The sequence below is a fragment of the Balneola sp. genome (assembly GCA_002694685.1).
Classification (GTDB): Bacteria; Bacteroidota; Rhodothermia; order Balneolales; family Balneolaceae; genus Gracilimonas.
This window is the reverse complement of record NZMW01000001.1, coordinates 88,950-108,581: the sequence shown is the minus strand read 5'-3', so window position 1 is coordinate 108,581 and position 19,632 is coordinate 88,950. Positions and strand designations below refer to the sequence as shown.

The 19,632-nt window shown below is 42.6% G+C and carries 11 protein-coding genes; 7 read left to right on the top strand and 4 right to left on the bottom strand.

The window, feature by feature from the left end:
• Window positions 1-14 precede the first annotated feature (14 nt).
• A complete protein-coding gene (locus CL667_00430; GenBank protein ID MAL16147.1) occupies window positions 15-656 on the bottom strand; it encodes a hypothetical protein in 642 nt (213 codons plus the stop codon).
• Window positions 657-1,048: 392 nt separating this feature from the next.
• On the opposite strand from CL667_00430, the gene lysS reads away from it, so the two are divergent.
• From lysS to CL667_00415, 3 genes are all read left to right on the top strand, one after another.
• Window positions 1,049-2,596 (top strand): lysine--tRNA ligase, encoded by a 1,548-nt coding sequence (lysS, locus tag CL667_00425; protein ID MAL16146.1) that lies wholly within the window; start codon window positions 1,049-1,051, stop codon window positions 2,594-2,596.
• Window positions 2,597-2,749: 153 nt separating this feature from the next.
• Window positions 2,750-3,976 carry an ABC transporter permease gene (locus tag CL667_00420; GenBank protein ID MAL16145.1) on the top strand — a complete coding sequence of 409 codons (1,227 nt, stop codon included), beginning with the start codon at window positions 2,750-2,752 and terminating at the stop codon, window positions 3,974-3,976.
• Between the two features lie 784 nt (window positions 3,977-4,760).
• Window positions 4,761-5,750 (top strand): hydrolase, encoded by a 990-nt coding sequence (locus tag CL667_00415; protein MAL16144.1) that lies wholly within the window; start codon window positions 4,761-4,763, stop codon window positions 5,748-5,750.
• A 264-nt stretch (window positions 5,751-6,014) separates the two neighbouring features.
• Here CL667_00415 and CL667_00410 read toward each other — a convergent pair whose 3' ends face one another.
• Window positions 6,015-6,389, bottom strand: a complete 375-nt coding sequence (locus CL667_00410) for a hypothetical protein (protein MAL16143.1) — start codon at window positions 6,387-6,389, stop codon at window positions 6,015-6,017.
• 381 nt (window positions 6,390-6,770) lie between these two features.
• Window positions 6,771-7,886 carry an alanine dehydrogenase gene (ald, locus tag CL667_00405; GenBank protein MAL16142.1) on the bottom strand — a complete coding sequence of 372 codons (1,116 nt, stop codon included), beginning with the start codon at window positions 7,884-7,886 and terminating at the stop codon, window positions 6,771-6,773.
• A gap of 190 nt (window positions 7,887-8,076) precedes the next feature.
• Here ald and CL667_00400 point away from each other — a divergent pair, with 190 nt between their 5' ends.
• A complete protein-coding gene (locus tag CL667_00400; GenBank protein ID MAL16141.1) occupies window positions 8,077-10,542 on the top strand; it encodes a zinc-dependent metalloprotease in 2,466 nt (821 codons plus the stop codon).
• Between the two features lie 54 nt (window positions 10,543-10,596).
• Here the strand turns inward: CL667_00400 and CL667_00395 are convergent, their stop codons facing one another.
• Complete coding sequence (locus tag CL667_00395) at window positions 10,597-10,860, bottom strand: hypothetical protein (GenBank protein MAL16140.1); 264 nt, start codon at window positions 10,858-10,860, stop codon at window positions 10,597-10,599.
• Between the two features lie 182 nt (window positions 10,861-11,042).
• On the opposite strand from CL667_00395, the gene CL667_00390 reads away from it, so the two are divergent.
• From CL667_00390 to CL667_00380, 3 genes are read left to right on the top strand one after another with little or no spacing between them, the layout of a single operon-like run.
• Window positions 11,043-13,169, top strand: a complete 2,127-nt coding sequence (locus CL667_00390) for a hypothetical protein (protein ID MAL16139.1) — start codon at window positions 11,043-11,045, stop codon at window positions 13,167-13,169.
• On the top strand, window positions 13,166-14,935 hold the full coding sequence (locus CL667_00385; protein MAL16138.1) for a hypothetical protein: 1,770 nt from the start codon (window positions 13,166-13,168) through the stop codon (window positions 14,933-14,935). The genes CL667_00390 and CL667_00385 overlap by 4 nt, the downstream gene beginning before the upstream one ends.
• Window positions 14,935-19,557 (top strand): hypothetical protein, encoded by a 4,623-nt coding sequence (locus CL667_00380; GenBank protein ID MAL16137.1) that lies wholly within the window; start codon window positions 14,935-14,937, stop codon window positions 19,555-19,557. Before CL667_00385 ends, CL667_00380 begins: the two co-directional genes overlap by 1 nt.
• The last annotated feature ends 75 nt before the right edge of the window (window positions 19,558-19,632 follow it).

The window sequence follows — 19,632 nt, the reverse complement described above, 5'->3', positions numbered from 1 at the left end:
GGCTTTAATAATATCTATTGAAGGCGGAAGCTGAGACCGAGATTAATTACCGGATAAAACTTAAAGTCTTGCATTCCATCTTCGAAATCTTGTCCCTGATTTGCTGTTGGGCCAATCAAACCCTCTCCCTCCATAGTAACTCTGGGTGAGTTTGTATACATAGCACCAATATTAAAGTTCAGCTTAATCTTACTTCCCGGAGCAACGGGATTACCTACTCCAATACCTGCATATGGCACCAATTTTGACTCATAATCAACTGATCCAGTCAATGAGCCTAATTTGTCGCGGCTAAATGTCTTCTGATCATTAAATTCATAGTCTTCATTTGGGCTCGCTCCTCCATCAATTAAGAAGTCGTGATAGAAAAGCCCCGCTGATAATTTGAAGCCTCTTCTTGCCGGAAAGAAGTCGGCAATTATCCCTATAGAAGTCATGGCGCCTTCAACATCATAAGCGATACTAGGCTCTTGATCGGCATACACGCCATTTGTTTGATAATTGAAAAATGTGCCTGAAATTCGCACATTAAATTTCTCGGACATTGATCTTGTGACTTCTCCTCCAAAACCTGTTGAACCTGCTTTAATCCCAATTGCCATTTGAGCCTGTGCGAACTGTGTACTGAGTGAGACAAGAATTGCCAACGCACACATCCTTAAAATGTGTTTTCTATTCATAATTTATACCCTTTCTGTTGCTAGAATTTTATAGTTACCCAAGGACTTAGATTCATCCTAAAGCGTGAAAATGTTACTCATTAATCTAAAAGTTTTCTTTCATCCAACTACTTAGAAAACTCTAATTAAGTTGTTTAATAGATGATTTATCACTTTCACATTAAAGTTAAAATCAATCTATCTACATATTCACTTAAATTCATGAGTAGTGTTACTCATTTTATCTAGGTACAAGTACCTATATTTCCGATAAAGTGATAGTATTCCCACCTGATTCCTTTTTATATAGTTAATGCTCACAATTCTCAAGGGATTTCGGTATTTTTAAGGCTTAAAATAATTTCCAACCAAATTTTAGTAGATCGTACATGTCTGAACAGGAATTATCCCTATCTGAACAGGAAGAAATTCGCAGAGAAAAGCTTGATGAACTCCATGATTTAGGAGTGAATCCTTATCCATATTCTTTCGAGGTTACTCATACATCAAAACACATTTTGGATAATGAGGATAAACTGATCAGAGATGAAGAAACCAACCCTGATTCAGAAATTGTAACGGTTGCCGGGCGTGTAATGACTCGCCGTATTATGGGGAAAGCCTCTTTCTTCAACCTCCAGGATTCTGAAGGCACCATCCAGGTATATATCCGACGGGATGATGTAGCTACTGAAGAACTTGGCACCGATCTTTACAATAAAGTATTTAAGAAGCTGGTGGATATTGGTGATATCGTCGGCATCACCGGATTTGTTTTTAAAACAGGCACTGGCGAAACGACCATTCACGCTCAGGAATTTCATTTCCTTTCCAAAACCATTCGCCCTATTCCTACACCCAAAGAAGTGGAAAATGAAGATGGCGAAACGGTAGTGCATGATGCCTTCACCGATAAGGAACAGCGTTACCGCATGCGTTACGTGGATTTAATTGTGAATCCCGAAGTTCGTGAAACCTTCCAGCAGCGAACAAAAATGGTTCAGGTAATGCGGAATACCATGAACGAGCGTGGTTACCTGGAAGTTGAGACCCCTATCCTTCAGCCTGTTTATGGAGGAGCTGCAGCAAAACCATTTGTGACGCACCACAACGCGCTGGATATGGATTTATATCTCCGTATTGCTAACGAACTTTACCTAAAGCGATTGATTGTAGGTGGTTATGATGGCGTTTATGAGTTCTCAAAAGACTTTAGAAATGAAGGACTCTCCCGCTTTCACAATCCAGAATTTACGCAGGTTGAGTTATATGTAGCTTACAAAGACTACAACTGGATGATGGAATTCACTGAGAACATGCTTCAAAACATTGCTCTCGAATTACATGGCTCAACTAAAGTTCAGGTCGGAGAAAACGAAATTGATTTCAAAACTCCCTGGCCTCGCATTCCTCTTTTCGAAGCTATTGAAAAAGAAACCGGATATGATCTCTACGGCAAGGATTTGGAAGAACTCAAATCCGTTGCTAAAGAGCTGCATATTGAACTTGAAGATTCATTTGGAGCTGGAAAAATCATCGACGAAATTTTTGGAGAGTATGTTGAAGGGAAACTCATTCAGCCTACTTTCATTACGGACTATCCTCTGGAAATGAGTCCACTGACTAAGAAGCACCGATCCAAAGAAGGATTAGTAGAACGCTTCGAAGCCATCTGCAACGGAAAAGAAATTGCCAATGCTTACACCGAGCTTAACGATCCTATCGATCAGCGTGAAAGACTGGAAGAGCAAGCCAAACTCAGAGCAGGCGGCGATGATGAAGCTATGACCATTGATGAGGACTTCATCCGCGCACTAGAATATGGAATGCCACCAACGGCTGGAATTGGTATTGGGATCGATCGACTCGCTATGATTATGACGAATTCGGATTCTATTCGCGATGTACTTTTCTTCCCACAAATGAAACCGGAGTGATTTTAAGCTCCAAATTCCAAATCTCAATGACCAAGATTGTTTTCGTTAATGGCATATTCGTTACTCGATGTCAGTGAATACGCCCACAATATTCTATGAAAGTACTATGTTGACTCATTCACTAATCAGTAACGAATAACTAATAAGGAACCCATGAAATTTGAATGGTATCTCGCGCTTCGGTATTTCAAGGGTTCCCGTAAGAGTTCAGGCTTTCTCTCCTTTATTAAGTATATGTCCATAGCCGGGATCGCAGTTGGATCGGCCGGATTGTTAATTGCTCTTTCTGTTGTGCATGGCTTTAAGTCTACCATCAATGGTAAGATCATGGACTTTGCGCCTCATATCACGGTTACCACCTTCACCGATAAACCCATTCAGCGGGTAGATACTTTATATAGCTACCTCGACCGGTATCCCGAGATTGAAAGCAAGCAGATCATTATTCAGGGGCAGGTCATGATCCAAACCCGTGATGCGGTCTCCGGCACTGTGCTAAAAGGAGTAGATTTGGATAAACCCAGCTTTGGTGTTGGCAAGTATATTTCTAAAGGTGAATTTAACTTAGAACGTGATTCTACCGGGATGCCCGGAATAGTACTAGGAGCCGAACTGGGTCGGGAAATTCAGGCTCAGCTTGGTTCCGTGATTACCATTTATACCATTGAAGGCGTTCCTTCCCTAATCAACTCACCAGAGATTAAACAATTCCGGCTTGCCGGAATTTATGAAACTGGCATTGATCGCTTCGACAATGTTTTCGCTATGGTCGACCGGGCTCATGCCAAAAAACTCTTCCGTTTTCATGATACAGAAGCCAGTGGAATTGAACTTCGTTTGCACGATGACAAGGAGATCTTTCAGTTCAAAGAAAAGCTTAGCGAAACCGTGGTTTTCCCTTATTACAATGAAACCATTTATAATGTATTCGGGAATATTTTTGCTTGGGTTGAATTGCAGGAAAATATGATTCCTCTGGTCATTAGCGGGATGATTATAGTAGCAGCTTTTAATTTAATCGGAGCTATTTTGATGATGGTTTTAGAACGTACCCGCGATATCGGTGTGCTTAAAACCATTGGTAGTAAATCCAAGATTATACGCCGGATATTTTTGATGGAGGGTTTAATGGTCGCGGGAGTCGGTCTTATCATAGGGATTGGTATATCTTTACTTTTCTGGTTCCTTCAAGCCAACTTCCAACTTATCCCTCTCTCTCAGGAAAATTACTACATGAGCTATGCTCCGGTTGAACCGCACCTCATTGACTTCTTGATTGCTACTGTTGTGACTCTTTTCCTTTCAGCAATAGCTTCATACTTCCCGGCCCGCGTCGCCGCCAATACTGATCCGGTTAAGGTTATTTCGTTTGGGCGATAATATCAACCCTGCGAAGGCAGGGATTTAGGTGTATATTTGATGCGAGAGGCTGAACTCACCAAGTCATCCTAAGAGCACTCTCGAAGGATCTGCAAAAGCATGATTTAGCTCCCCATGGCACCAATAAATCAAAGCTAAAACCTAACATACATCCAGATTCCGAGCATTCGCCGCAAAATGACATTTATGATTTATAAACAAAGGGGTACAACCATTGTAACCCCTCCTAACAGGACCCATCCTTGTTCCTTCCCTAATCCCGCTAAGCGGGACCAACGAAGGAGACACTTTTCTGAGTTCTGATAGTGTTTTCTGCATCAAGCCAGCAAGGAAAATCAAAAAACCCGACAAGCTTTCACTACTTTGCTATCACCAAGGAGTCCTCTTTCCTTGCGGCCCAACTAAGGGATAAATTGTATTACCGATGTGCCGTAGGGAAAGAGACAGAGATAGGGTCCTTGAGAGGCGAAGCCTCGATCCGGCATTCAGCAGCTGAGCTACTGAACGAGGATAGGATTAGCGTAAGTCAGTCATCCCTACGAAGGCAGGGATCTGGATGGTGCCAATAAATCAAAACTGTACCCTAACATACATCCAGATTTCGGGCATTCGCCGCGAAATGATAAATACCTCGACTGGATTTAGTTTTAGGCTAGAGCCTCGATTGGGTATTCCGCAGCGGGGCTATGGAACGAGGATAAAAAATTATCAAACTTTTGCTGTTATAAATTTACTTTTCTAACTCCTTATCAGTAGACTCTAAATCAACCATCAGAAAAAATAAATGGACCCCGTCACCCACGGACTTATTGGTGCCACCGCTTCGCAATCATTTGCGGACAAACGAAGCTTTCGGGCGGCGGCTTTTACGGGACTGGCCTCAGCCATGCTCGCCGACCTCGATGTGTTCCTTTCCAGCGCCTCCGATCCGCTGTTAAACCTGGAGTTGCACCGGCAGTTTACTCATTCCATTGTGTTCATTCCTATTGGTGCTTTGGTAGCTACTCTCCTGCTATGGATGTTTGTAAAGAAATATCTCACCCTCAAAGAAACCTACTTGTTCAGTTTAGCCGGTTATGCCACCGCGGGTATTACCGATGTCTTTACCAGCTACGGCGTGCTCCTTTTTTGGCCGTTTACGGATACCCGTGTTTCTCTGGATATTATCTCCGTCTTTGATCCCCTGTTCACAATTTGGGTTATTGCCTTCACCGGGATAGCCTTCTACAACCGGAAGCAACTCTACGCCTGGCTCGCCCTCGGATGGATAGCGCTGTATCTCCTCTTCGGATTTTCGCAACAGCGAAAAGCCACTCAGATTGCTTGGCAACTTGCCGAAGCCAACAATCACGAAATCAGTCAGCTCATCGTAAAACCCACCATCGCCAACCAGTGGCTGTGGAGCATTCGCTATGTGGCCGATGATAAGCTCTATTCGGCTGGAGCTAAGCTCATTCCCTTTGCTGAGCCTATAATTTATAAAGGCGAAACCGCACCCCTCCTCAAATGGGAGCAGGAATTCAGACACCTGAAAGGAACTACTTTGTATAACGACATCGCCCGTTTCTCTAAACTATCAGATGGGGTTTTGATTCAGCATCCTGATTACAATAACGTCATTGGAGATGGGCGCTATTCGATGCTCCCCACTACGCTATCTCCTCTCTGGGGAATTGAGATTGATACGGCGAACACTAATCAGCATGTGGAGTTTGGGGCGTATAGGGATGCCAGTGAGAAAGTTCGGGAGGCGTTTTTGGAGATGTTGTTTTAGGGAAGAGATCTTGCCTTTCCTAACAGGACCCATCCTTGTTCCTTCCCTCCGTGACGTTAACGCTCCGCAAGGAAGGAGACGCCTGTAAGAGTTTTTAGCTGCTGCTTAAATCCAGCCAAAAGAATAACCTTAAAGCCCAAATAATTTTTCAACACTACCCTCCCCAAGGCGTCCTCTTTCCTTGCGGCCAAAGAAAGGGATAGAATGTACTACAGGCGTGCCGGAGGGAAAGAGACAGAGATAGGGTCCTACCCTGAGGGCAAACTAATTCTTTTCAGAATAGTCCAAAATCTTCCTCAACACCCTATCCAAATCCATCAACTCTTCATTCTCAATTCGAAGCACATTCAATCCCAACCCATTAAGTACATAGTCTCGCTGATAATCATAACTCTTTTGGAAATCATGGATCTTGCCATCTAGTTCAACAACCAATTTCAATTCAGCACAATAGAAATCCGCGATGTAGAAATATCGGCGTTTGTTGTGTTGCTCATGTACAATGGGCTTTTGACGAAGGAATTTGTATCCACCAAGCTGGCGGTTTCTCAAATATTTCCATAATAATTTCTCGGAAGGAGTTGGATTCGTACGCAGCTCTCTTGCTATTTCTGTTATGGATTTCCAAGTGAGATTCATGTAAGAATTAGATTTATTTTGAGGAAAACTTCAAGCTTTAGATTCTACCCATCTTGCCTTTCCTAACAGGACCCATCCTTGTTCCTTCCCTCCGTGACGCTAACGCTCCGCAAGGAAGGAGACACCTGTAAGAGATTTTAGCTACTTCTTATCTATTATTCAGTTGAAGCGGCCGTTTTTATCACCCAAATAGTATTTAATTCATGTATCTCCCCAAGGAGTCCTCTTTCCTTGCGGCCTCTCTAAGGCTTAAAATGTATGAAAGGCACGCCGGAGGGAAAGAGACAGAGATAGGGTCCTGATAGGTGGGGCAAAAAAATTACAACAAAAAGGGCGGACAAACTGTCCGCCCTACAGGTATAATCTGTATGAATTTTGAGCTTAGTTCAGAACGGAGTTTACTTCGGACCATTCCATATCGAAAGCTTCGGCTACGTCTTTGTATACAATCGTGCCGTTAGCGATGTTAAGACCTTGCAGGAGTTCCTTGTCATCTTTAAGCGCTTGTTTCCAGCCCTTGTTTGCCAGAGACACTGCGTAAGGAAGAGTCACGTTTGTAAGCCCCATGGTTGAGGTGTAAGGTACAGCTCCCGGCATGTTGGCCACGCAATAGTGCACCACATCTTCAACCATATAAACAGGATCTTTGTGGGTAGTTGGCTTAGAGGTTTCAAAACATCCACCCTGGTCAATAGCCACGTCAACCAATACGGTTCCGGGCTTCATGTCTTTAAGCATATCGCGAGTTACCAAGTGCGGAGCTTTAGCGCCGGGCTTCAGTACAGCGCCAATAATCAAGTCTACATCCGGAAGCATTTTTCTGATATTCGCTTCGGATGAAAACATGGTGTTCACATTCTTATCCATCACATCGTCCAGATATCGCAGTCTTGGCATATTGATATCCATGATCGTGGTATCAGCTCCCATTCCGGCAGCAATTTTAGCGGCATTCACGCCAACAATACCACCACCCAATACCAGAACTTTGGCTGGAGGAACGCCCGGAATTCCGCCCATCAGTTTTCCTAATCCGCCTTTGGGTTTCTCGAGATAAACTGCTCCTTCCTGTGCTGCCATTCGTCCTGCAACTTCACTCATCGGGATCAGCAACGGCAGTGATCGGTCTGCTTTTTCAACTGTTTCGTAAGCAATCGCAATACACTTGGCATCAACAACAGCTTTGGTTAATGCTTCTTCAGCTGCAAAGTGAAAATACGTGAAGATTACCTGTCCTTCCCTCATTCTTGGATATTCAACAGCGATCGGCTCTTTCACTTTCATGATCATTTCAGCCTTTTTCCAAACTTCTTCTACGTCATCAATAATGGTAGCGCCGGCATCAATGTATTGCTGATTGCTGAAGCCGCTGCCAACACCGGCATTGTTTTCAATCAATACCTCATGGCCATTACGCTTCATTTGGACAACGCCGCCCGGCTGAATAGCTACTCTATTCTCGTGGGTTTTAATCTCTTTTGGGACTCCAATAATCATGATAAAAAAGGGTTTGTTATGCAGTTATTTAAGGGACGAAAAGGTAGGTATTTTTATCCTAAACTGGCTAATCAAAATTTGAAAATAAGAGCACTAAAGATTATTTGTTATTTGATGTTAAATGTCTAAAATTTTGAATCATTTCCACTAATTTCCCCAACATTACTTTCGTAAACCAAAACTGAATCATATGTCGGTCTTTTCACCAAAAAATTTATCAGCGCTTTTACTATCGGCTTTTCTAATTGTGGGGTGCTCCACTTCAGAAAAAGTCGCTACTTCATCCAACACTCCTTCCAGGTCAGCTAAAGCGGCTTCAGATGGAATGAAGCCTTATTCTGAAATTATCACCAGCAAGGCAAAAACAGATGAGGGTTTGTTTAGCGTTCATTGGGTTGATGACAAGCTCTATTATGAAATTCCCAATGACCTTTTAGATCGAGAAATGCTTTTGGTTAGCCGTATTGCCGAGGTCCCCAGTGATTACTTTGGTTTTTTCTCCGGTGGATCTAAAACGGCTGAGCAGGTTATCACTTTCGAACGTCAGAAAGATCAAATTCTGCTTCGCAAGCAATCTTATAATGCGGTAGCAAGTGATACCCTTCCTATCTATAAATCGGTGAAGGCCAATAACTTTGCTCCCATTCTTGCAGCCTTTCCTATCGAGACAATAGGTGAAGATTCCAGCACAGTGGTTATTGAAATGACCGACTTTTTCACTTCTGATATTGAAGCCATCAGTGGGGCTATCAACTTTCTCCGAAGAGAGTATCAGGTTCGTCGTTTAGATGGCAACCGGACTTATATAGAATCAGCCAAGAGCTTTCCGGAAAACATTGAAGTCCGCCATGTTCTTACATACAGCGCAGGTAATCCTCCATCCGACCAAGGAACAAACACACTGTCGATGTTAATGAATCAGTCTATGGTTCTTCTTCCTGAAGAGCCGATGCGCCCACGCTACGAAGATTATCGGGTTGGCTGGTTTACGGTAGATCAAATTGATTACGGCTTAGAAGCTCAAAAAGCCAAAGAAGTCAGCTATATCCGCCGCTGGAGATTAGAACCTAAAGACCCCGAAGCTTATGCCCGGGGAGAGTTAGTTGAGCCTGTTAAACCAATTGTATATTACCTTGACCCTGCTACTCCTACTAAATACGTGCCTTACATTAAACAGGGTGTTGAAGACTGGAATGAAGCTTTTGAAGCAGCTGGATTTAAAAATGCAGTGATAGCAAAAGAAGCTCCATCTCCTGAAGAAGATCGGGACTGGAGTCCTGAAGATATTCGCTATTCAACCGTTCGTTGGGTTGCCAGCACCATTCGTAATGCTGTTGGGCCAAGCGTCAGCGATCCCCGAACCGGTGAAATTATTGAAAGTGATATCGTTTGGTATCATAACCACATGCGCTCGTACCGAAACCGGCTTATGATTGAGACCGGTGCTGCTAACCCAGCTGCCCGTAAACTTCAGCTTGATGACGATTTGATTGGCGAAACTATGCGCCGGGTTATATCTCATGAGGTTGGTCATGCTATTGGTCTTCCCCACAACATGCAGTCAAGTTCTGCTTATCCGGTCGATTCTCTTCGATCAGGTTCTTTCACACAGGAATATGGTATTGCTACTACTATTATGGAGTACGCACGCCAAAATTATATCGCTCAGCCGGGTGACGAAAACATTAGGTTCATCCGACAAATCGGACCTTATGACAAATATTCTGTAAACTGGGGATACCGAGTAATTCCCGAAGCTGAAACTCCAGAAGATGAAAAACCAATTCTGGACAAATGGATTACCGATAAAGCCGATGATCCCATTTATCGCTTTGCTTCCTCTACCGGCTGGGACCCTTCTTCTCAAACAGAAGACTTATCCAACGACCCTGTTCAGGCAAGTACCTATGGATTAATGAATCTCAAAAGAGTAGTTCCTAATCTGATTGAATGGACCTCTACTCCGGGCGAAGGCTATGATGATTTAGAGGAAATTTATGGTGAATTAGTATTTCAGTGGGCCCGATATGCCGGTCACGTTTCAACCAATGTTGGTGGAATGTACCAAAGCAGAAAAAGCTCGGATCAGGATGGAGTTCTATACACTCCGGTTCCTCAAGACTATCAGGTAAGTGCGCTTGAGTTTTTGAATGACCACGTGTTTACAACTCCTGATTGGTTGCTGGATAAAGAAATTCTTCGACGAATTGAACATGCCGGTGCTTTGGATCGGGTCAGTAATCTGCAATCACGTTTACTCAGTGATGTAATGGCAGCCGATGTTATGATCCGATTAAACGAGACTGCTATTTTTGAAGGCGAAGAAGCGTATGAGCCTCTGGAAATGCTCGAAGATCTTCGCCAAGGTGTTTGGAGTGAAATCTATGACCAAACCACCATCGATCCTTTCCGCAGAAACTTGCAGCGATTATACATTCATAATATTGAAGAGCTGTTCACAAACGACCAAGGCGGTGGTTTTAGAGATCGGGTTGATATACCAACTTCTGATATTCGTCCCCTGCTTCGTGTTGAGCTTAATCAGCTTCAAAATGATTTGCAGCGTGCTCAAACCCGAATTTCTGATCGGGTATCAAGAGCTCACATTGCTGATATCTTGACGAGAATTGATGATATCTTAGACTCAGACGACTAAACCAAAGTCCAAATACTTTTCTAAAGCCTCTGAATATTCAGGGGCTTTTTTATTTCACTTGTTTTTTGCTGATTTGATGATTCCTTTCTCGGTAATTTTGATATGTCCGTATAAAAAGGGTCCGCCTATAGAAGCAATACTGATCAGGCCTTTATTCTCGAGATACTCCAGTAAATTTTTTAGTTCTGCACGATCTGTTTCGAGCTTGGCAACCAAATCCTGTACCGAAACCTTTTCTTCCGGGTTATTGTCACTTAGTTGAGCCAGCAATGAGAGTAGCTGTTTTGCTCTATTGTTAAAATCTCCGCCTATAAGCATACTATGTACAAGTTGATTTAGCACATAGAATGCTCATTTCAGCTAAACAAAACGTTAAGATAATATTATGCTAATGTTAACAAGGCTGGTTTCCTGTTGTAGATCACTAAAATTAATAAGACTATTCTAATCGAATATTAGCCGCATTAAACTGAACTTAACAGCTATAAAAAAAGGGTTCTATGCTTGATGGTTTTACACTGAGAAACAGGATTTTTCTGTTCTCCTCCCTCTTAATAATTCTAGCTTTTGCTATGATATGGACATTCGTACGTCCACAATACAGGGAAGCAATTATTAACGAACGTACCACCATTGTTTCTCAGCTACAGGAATATTCGCTAAAGCGTACCGATCAGGTTATTCGAAACTGGCTGAATTCTGTTAACTACATGGCAGAAGAAATTGTCCGCGCTCCATCTGAAACAGAAAGTATTGTCACCAAGACTATTAACCTTACTCCGGGACTGATGCGCATCCGGATTTCTGAACAAGGCGCCGATGAGGCTTTTGATGTACGAAGATCTCTTTATGACGATATCGACTTCAGTAATATTCCTTACGATTGGTACCCTTCCCGTATTGACCCAAAAATTATTGTTAGCTGGAGTCGTGATCCGTTTCAGACTATACATTTCTTTGTAGCTGAGCGTGTTATTCAAATTGGAGAAAGCATATTTCAGGTGAATATGTTTTTTGATGCTACTTCTATCACCACAGAAATGATTAATATTCCGCTTGGGGGAACCTATGTAGCTAATGTGGTAAGTGGAGACGGAAATAATATTGTACCCACACAACCTTTTGAATTCCCCTCTTACCTTGTAGGAGACGCTAGTTACTCCGATCAGTCTCAGATTGAACTCAATGGGAGAAACTGGTTTGTAATGACATCTCGCTTTGAGACTACCCCCTTTTGGCATGTCATTGCAGTAGAAGATTCATTCATTCTACAGCCGGTTTATGACCTGATCGTTTTTTCTCTTTTTACCGGAGGAGGCATACTTCTTATCCTCTTTACCTTTAGCTGGTATGTTAGCGTTCGGGTTAATAAACCGGTAGAGCAGATTATTAAAGATGTTGAATATATGAGCGAACTGAATTTCGATCATCAGATACAACCTCTTGCCCTACCTGAATTTGACCTGATGCAGGAAACGCTCGAAAATATCAGGATAACGCTTAATAGGTATCAGAAGATCAATGTTGAGAAAATCATTCTGGAAGAGTGGAAGAACAAATACATGATGACCTATTCGGAAGATTTGATCGGAATTCTGGATGAGTCTAAACAATTTAGTTTCGTCAACAACAACTTCTATCAGTTTCTGGAAAATCTTAAGCTGAATCCTAAAAAATGTACTCTCGAAGACGTGATGAATCATAATAATATCACCACGTCTAAGTTTGAACAGTCGAGCCACTACCCGGATCCTTATACCATCAAAATTAACCGCTGTGAACTCGCTTTTTATTTGAATAATGAAAAGAGTGATTACTACGACTTCCAATTTGTTTCAATTGTAGATAAAGATGATGTTGAACAGGCTGCTTTGATTATCCTTCATGATAAAACGGAAGACCGCCTCAACGAAATCAAGCGAAACGACATGATCAATATAATTGTCCATGAGTTGAAAAATCCGATCACCGGAGTCATGGGCTTATCCAAAATTATGCTTGATAATGAAGCCATCGATAAAGAAGAGCAGAAGGTTTTGCTGAATGAGATAAATTTATCCGGCGAACGTATGAATGGGTTGGTAAACCGATTCCTTGATATCCAAAGGCTTGAATCCGGACGAGTAAGCATTGATTTTGAGAATGTAGATATTGCAAAAATTGTTCAAAACGTCTGTAGCGTTACCCACCCTCTTCTTAGTGAAAAGAATCTTAAAACCAACGTTACTAAGGAAGGCAAAAACTTCAAGATCAAAGCCAATAGTGACCTGGTATTTGACGCCATTCAAAACCTTCTCAGCAACGCCGTGAAGTATGGGGAACCCCGGCGTACTATAGAAATTGCCATTCAGGATTTAGACCACCAGCTCAAAGTGAGTGTAACTGATTTTGGATATGGCATCAGTATAGAAGATCAGAAAAAAGTTTTTGATAAGTTTTTCAGGGTTAAATCGAATGCTAAATCAGCTCGTGAAAAAGGAACCGGCCTTGGACTTGCTTACGTTCGTGAAATCATGAACAAACATAATGGTGAGATAGAGCTGGAATCAAACCAAAGTATAGGAACGCGTTTTACCCTTGTTTTCCCCAAAGTAAGTTCACAAACAGAAGTAACTAGCGAAGCATGAAGGAGTGCGTAATCTTATTAGCAGTTCTGATAGGCTTTAGTACACATTCTATTGCCCGGCAGAGTAATGTTACCTTTCAGGCTAAAGATCTTCAGCTTATATCACAACGCTATACGGGAAGTGCAGTTAACTGGCCGTTAGTCATCGAAGTAGCTTCTCATAATGTCAGTGAAAATTCGTTTACACTACAGGCATCTGACGTACTTCAGCTACAAAATTTTGCATCTTTTTCTGTGATGGTGAATGAGCAAAAAACCAGAATTAGCCAGTTAATCAACAGCGGTGCAACAGTTTTTGCTATGGAGCAATATGTTGTAGTTAAGGATGTGATCGCCAGCCATAACGCTGCAATTGATGATGGCAATCTTGAGGAAGCCATCACCCACGCTGAAAACCTGTTACAAGAAGTCGACTTGCTTGAAACCACATTAATGGAAAACCGGGTAGTTGACGTTCAGGCTCAGCTCAGCAAGAAAAAAGGTGAGGTTGATAAGAAGATAGGTATCCTGGGAAACTGGACTGACGCTCTTCTTGGCGACTTTTTTAAACAGGCTGATGGTATACGGACTATGATTGAAAGCTACGCCACTCTTTCTTTCACTGATGGAAGTGATATTCAGGTCAATCCAAATACGGTAGCGGTTATTCGAAAATCCAGAATTGATAAGCTTAACGATGCCTCCGATACCGAAATCACTTTGGAAGATGGCGGACTCCTAGCAAAGCTTTCTGCAGCCAGCAAACAAAAAAGCACTTTTGTACTGAATGCCGGTCCTTCCCGAACCGAACTTAAAAGCCAAAATTTTTATGCTGAAGCTGACGGACCGCAAATTGCCAAGCTATCTAATTATGACGGGGAAGCGATTATTAATTCAAACAACGTCACGATCTCCATCCAGAAGAATGAAGGAACTATTGTCGAGGAAGGTAAAGATCCACTTCAACCGGTAAAACTTCTTCCAGCTCCTACCCTTACCTGGTCATCTGCGGATACCGTCATCAACAAAGAAAGCCTGCTTTTTTCTTATCTCGAAATTGAAGGCGCTGCAAGCTATGAAATACAATACAGTACTTCTCCCGATTTTGATCAGCAGCTGACAGAAATTACAACACAGGAAACAGCTGTCAATATTCCAAACTTACCACTTGGGATGATGTACGTTCGGGTTCAGGCTACCGATCAGCTTGGCTTACGAGGACCTTATTCCAAAACGGCTCGCATCATACGAACTACCGACAATAAACCTCCTCCGGTTTTTGTAGATAATATGACTGATAACACTATTTTGACCACTCAGGAAGACTTTGCCCTTGAGGGTGTTACCGAACCCGATGCTTTCCTAACTGTGAATGGGAAGAAAGTGAATGTTATGACTTCCGGACGTTTTTCACACATGTTAAACGGATTATCAGGGGAAACTGAATTGACACTGATATCAAGAGATCCGTCAGGTAATCAGTCTGAGACAACTTTAAGAGTAGTTCTGTTAACTGAAGATGTGCTTTTTGATTTTAGCATTGGCCGTGAATCAGCCTTAAATTCTCAACAAGTTTCTTCCGGTAGCACAATCTTCTCGGCTAAAGCCTATCCCGGATTGAGAATCACTATTACTAATCAAGAACAAAGCCGAACTATCATAACTGATAAACAAGGTCGCTGGGGCACAAAAATGTCTCTTATTCCCGGCAACCTTACTATTTCTTTTGACGATATTAAAACCGAGCAAACTTTTATATCCAAGTCTTTTAAAGTTGGGGGCATTTAATGAAGAAATCATCTGTATTTATAAGTTTTCTTCTTGTGTTGATGGCCTGTCCATTTATATCCGTTCAGAGTCAGGACCTCTTTCTATCTATTTCAGGTAAGTCTAATGAATTTCGCAGCGGTGACACACGGCATGAATATGATATCTGGATTAAACCGGAATCTGATGCAAGGAAAGCATTCCTGCAGGTTTATGACGCCGGCATAAACGGTGATATTGATCAAATTACAACCACCAATGCGAATACCACCACTACCTTTTGGTTATATAAATTCAACGACCTCTACTCACTCAATAACGGAAGGCCTGTTAAGAAAAATGAACCTGCCGTAGCGGTTGATACTCTTAGAGCCAAAGACGAGGATTTCTACAAAAAAAGATGGGAGGAATTTTCTGAGATTCTTCCTGACTCCGAAAATGGTTTCATTGTAAGGGTAACTACTGATAACGGCGGTGATATAAATAATTTCGGCCTTCGAGTCATAAATACTACAGGTATTCAGCAGAATAATAATTCGTGGAAAGTAATCGCAATTGATCTGGCAGTTGGATTTTTTGATATGAAATCGAATCGTTCAGCTCTGATCAAACCTTATAATCCGGACAGTTACCTTCCTGAACTTGTTACAGACGGTGAGGAAGACAGCCGGGTAGATATAATCGACGCTTTTGGAGTAGCTCATCCTCTTGATTCTACAGCTGGACAAATAATAGAAGATCGCTTTGGCATTCAAAATGAATGGGCCTTAAGCATTAGTGGATCAGAAGAAGTACTCAATAACCTCACTATTTATGGGAAGAATGAACCCCAGCTATGGCTATATGATGTCTCGTTCGCAGAATCCCAAAGACCAGAATTTGAAGTAAGTACATCCACCGCAAATAATTGTACGGACAAGTCCTTTAGGCTGATAAGTACAAACTACCCTCAAATGCAGCTTCGAGATGCAGAATGGCGCCTAGATGGAAGTGTTTTGGGAAGAGGTGCAACCCCAACTATTGGATTCACTGCGAGAGGCAATCAAACACTCAACGTTCTGATTCCTAATTCAAGAGCTTCAGCTTTCCCGAAATACTGGCTAAAACAGCTTCAGGTAAATATAACAACCCGACCCAATGCACGACTTGAAACGCCCAAAGAGGTTTTAGCACCCGGCGAGACCATGACCTTGTCGGCTCAAAATTCTTATGACCTAAATGGACAAGGGTTGACTTACACTTGGTTTATTGATGGAAGACCTGTAGCAAATGGCCCAACTTATGATTTTTCATCTGAAGAACCAGGAACCTACATCGTTTCTGTGCGCGTTTATAATGCTGGAACGGTTAGTGCATGCAACAGCAGCCAGCGACAAGTTCGGATAAAGGTGAATGCTCAGCCTTATGCAGAAATCGAGTATGACTCTCTTTTCCAGACCGGAGAGTATCTGACCTTCTCAGCCACAAACGTGAGTGATCCTGATCAAGATGAGCTTAGCTTTGAGTGGGATGGCTTAGGTGTGGTTAGCAGTGATATAACATCCGGAGAGGTTGTAGTCAGTCATATGGCTACCGGTACTTTTGATATTACCCTAACGGTGAATGATAACACTGAAACTCAGAATTCAACCTACTCGGTAACACGGTCATACACGGTCGCTCCACCTGCTCCTGAGCCAGAACCGGAAATAGTAACAGCAGATTCGGCCATCACGGATACTACAACCAATGATCCAGATACAGAAACTGTAACTACAAATTCACAAGAAACTGTTACTCCACCGGTAGTTGCACCACCCGTTTTTGTTCCCCAAACCATCATCAACGCTCCCAGAGTATCTTCAGCATCAAAAGTAGCTTTTGCTCTTGACGATTCATTATCCTCACCTGAAGACAACGCCGGAGCAGAATACGAATGGGACTTTGGAGATGGAACAACTGCAAGTGGAGAAAACCCGGATCACTTATATGAAACCCCCGGAACCTATGCGGTTAATGTAACCATCAGAAATGGTGATGAGGTTAAAAAAGAACGTCATATTATAGTAATTAACGATTATCCTGAGGCCTCATTTAATATTGCAGATACCCTTGCAGCAGGTCATCCCTTCCGTGTTGATGGTTCCCCTAGTATTGATAACGATGGCTTTATAACAAACTATCAATGGTTTGTAGATGGTATTCCGGTTGCTACAGGAGCAAAACCCACCATTACGATTGAAGATCCCGGAGTTCACACTATTTCACTTAGAGTCCAGGATAATTCCGGACATGAAAATGCTCAGGATCTTTCCAGTAAAGACGTTTGGGTAAATTACGGCCCCGTTCCTAAATGGAGCATTAGTCCCGATAAAATAGCCCCCGGCGACGAAGTAACGTTAAACGCTTCTCAAAGCTATGACGCCGATGGTGAAATACAGGAACTGATCTGGACTTTTGCAGACGAAACAGAATTCAGCGGTACAGAAGTAACCAAGACTTTTGATGAAAGCGGGCCACAGTATTTCACACTTACAGCGGTAGATAATCAGGACATGGCTAACTCAGCTACTGCAAGACAAGGCGCTGTAAATGTGAATCATGAACCGTATATCATTACTGAAAGGGTAGTTCGCTCCAATTCTCTGGATGTAAAACTGGACGCCTCAGATACTTACGACGTTGATAACGATCAGGTGTTTTTTGAATGGACCCTTCCCGATGGATCAAAACGAAACGAAGCCAGCTTCAGCTGGAGAGCCCCGGAATTTGGAGTTCATATTATTGGACTGACTGTCAATGATGGACTTGGGCTCAGCAACAGCTCAAACCAGGAAACCATACGCGTACTTATTAACCGTCCTGTTGAAGCTATGGTCGATTCTTTAATCTCCACGTGTAGTGGACAGACCGTTCTTTTTAACAGTTCCAGCAGTTATGATCCCGATGGCAACAATTTTGATGTGACCTGGTACTTCGGTAATGGCGATGTCTCAAACGAAGCCAATCCTTCCTATATCTATGATGCTCCTGGAATTTATGAAGCCCGACTTGAGCTCGAAGATGGTATCTCTCAAGAGAAAACCATCGCCAAGATACCAGTCATTGTAGAGGGCTCTCCGGTTGCGAAAATGAATGTGAGTGATACTACTATCTGCGTGAACACGGCCATTAACTTTGACGGCTCAAACAGCCGTGATCCTTCAGGTGCGCTCCCCTCCTTAGTTTGGAGTTTAGGTGATGGCTCAACTGAAAGCGGACCTAAGATTCAGCACGTTTACACCGAACCGGGAGTTTACCCTGTTTCTTTGACGGTGGAAGGTTCCGGCTCCCCACAATGTGGAAATACCAATCAGGTGCGTGCAAATGTTCGTGTAGTTCAGGGACCAAATGCAGCTTTTGAAATTCAGGAGTGGGCTACGCCGGGTGATGTAATTACCCTTGATGGAACAGCTTCAACTTCGGAAGATGAAATTACCTACGCCGAGTGGCGCATTGAGTATGTACCTACAGAATCCATGGAAACTGTTGAAGGTATTCAGACAGATTACCAGTTTAATGAACCCGGTGAATATTTGGTAACTCTGTTTTTAAGAACCAGTTCATCCACCAGCTGTAATTCAGTGAGTCTTACTAAATCTCTGAAGGTCAATGCGGCCCCGGAAATCAACTGGACGCTTCCTGAGGTAGTGCCAGCCGGAGCAGATTTGAACCTGAATGCCTTGCTTTCAAAAGATCCAGATGGATATATCAAGGATTTTAAATGGTATCTCGATGGTGAACTAATCAGTAGAAATGCATCTGAAATTATCAAAACAGAAGAACCGGGAAATCACACCGTGGTATTAGAAGTTCAGGACAACTCTCCCTCCGAAAATAATAAAGCACGCATGGAGAAAACCTTCTTCTCCAACAGTTCTCCGCAACCGGAAATTGAAGCCCCCGGAAGAATCTATCTAAATCGACAAATACAGCTCTCAGGCGGACCACAGGTTGATAGGGATGGAGATCAGTTAACGAGTATCTGGAAAGTGAATGGACAAGCTTTGGAGGGCTCCAGCTTTACCCCTACCGAATTGGGAAGATATCGTGTTACTTTGGTTCAGGATGATGGCAGAGGTATCTCTAATTCTATTGACTCTGCGGTAGTTGATATCATTCCAATCGGTCATCCCGATATGACCCCAGACTACCCTTCCCGTATAAGTCTTGGTGGAACATTATCCATTAGCGAGCTCGGTATCCCCCAACCCAATAACTGGAAGTTTGCCATCGCTGGAGAGTATGTCACCACTTGGGAGGCACAATCACCAGGCGAAACCGAATTTAAACTGATGTGGTTTTATGAAAACCTACCAACCTCACAGGTTTCATTCCCAATTACTGTATCTGAACCACTCCGGTTTGTTTCTGCTTCAGATACCCTTAGAAATGCAGAATGGAATCCGGCTAACCCATTCACAGTAATTCAGGCTCCGGAAGTAAATCGGCAGGTTTCCAATGTTAAGTTTACCTGGTTTAAAAATGAGGAAGAAATTGGAACCGGATATCGAATAAACCTCCCCGTTCAGGAAGGTGAAAATCGCTTCACTGTTCAAGTGGTTGACTTACAGGTGGAACAATCCTTACCTGTTGAAACCGAAATCGTTATTATCACTGAGTAGAACCGCATACCCAAGTTTATTATAGACTTAAAATATTCCATAAGGTTTTATTTTCAGTGAAAAAGATGGTAACAT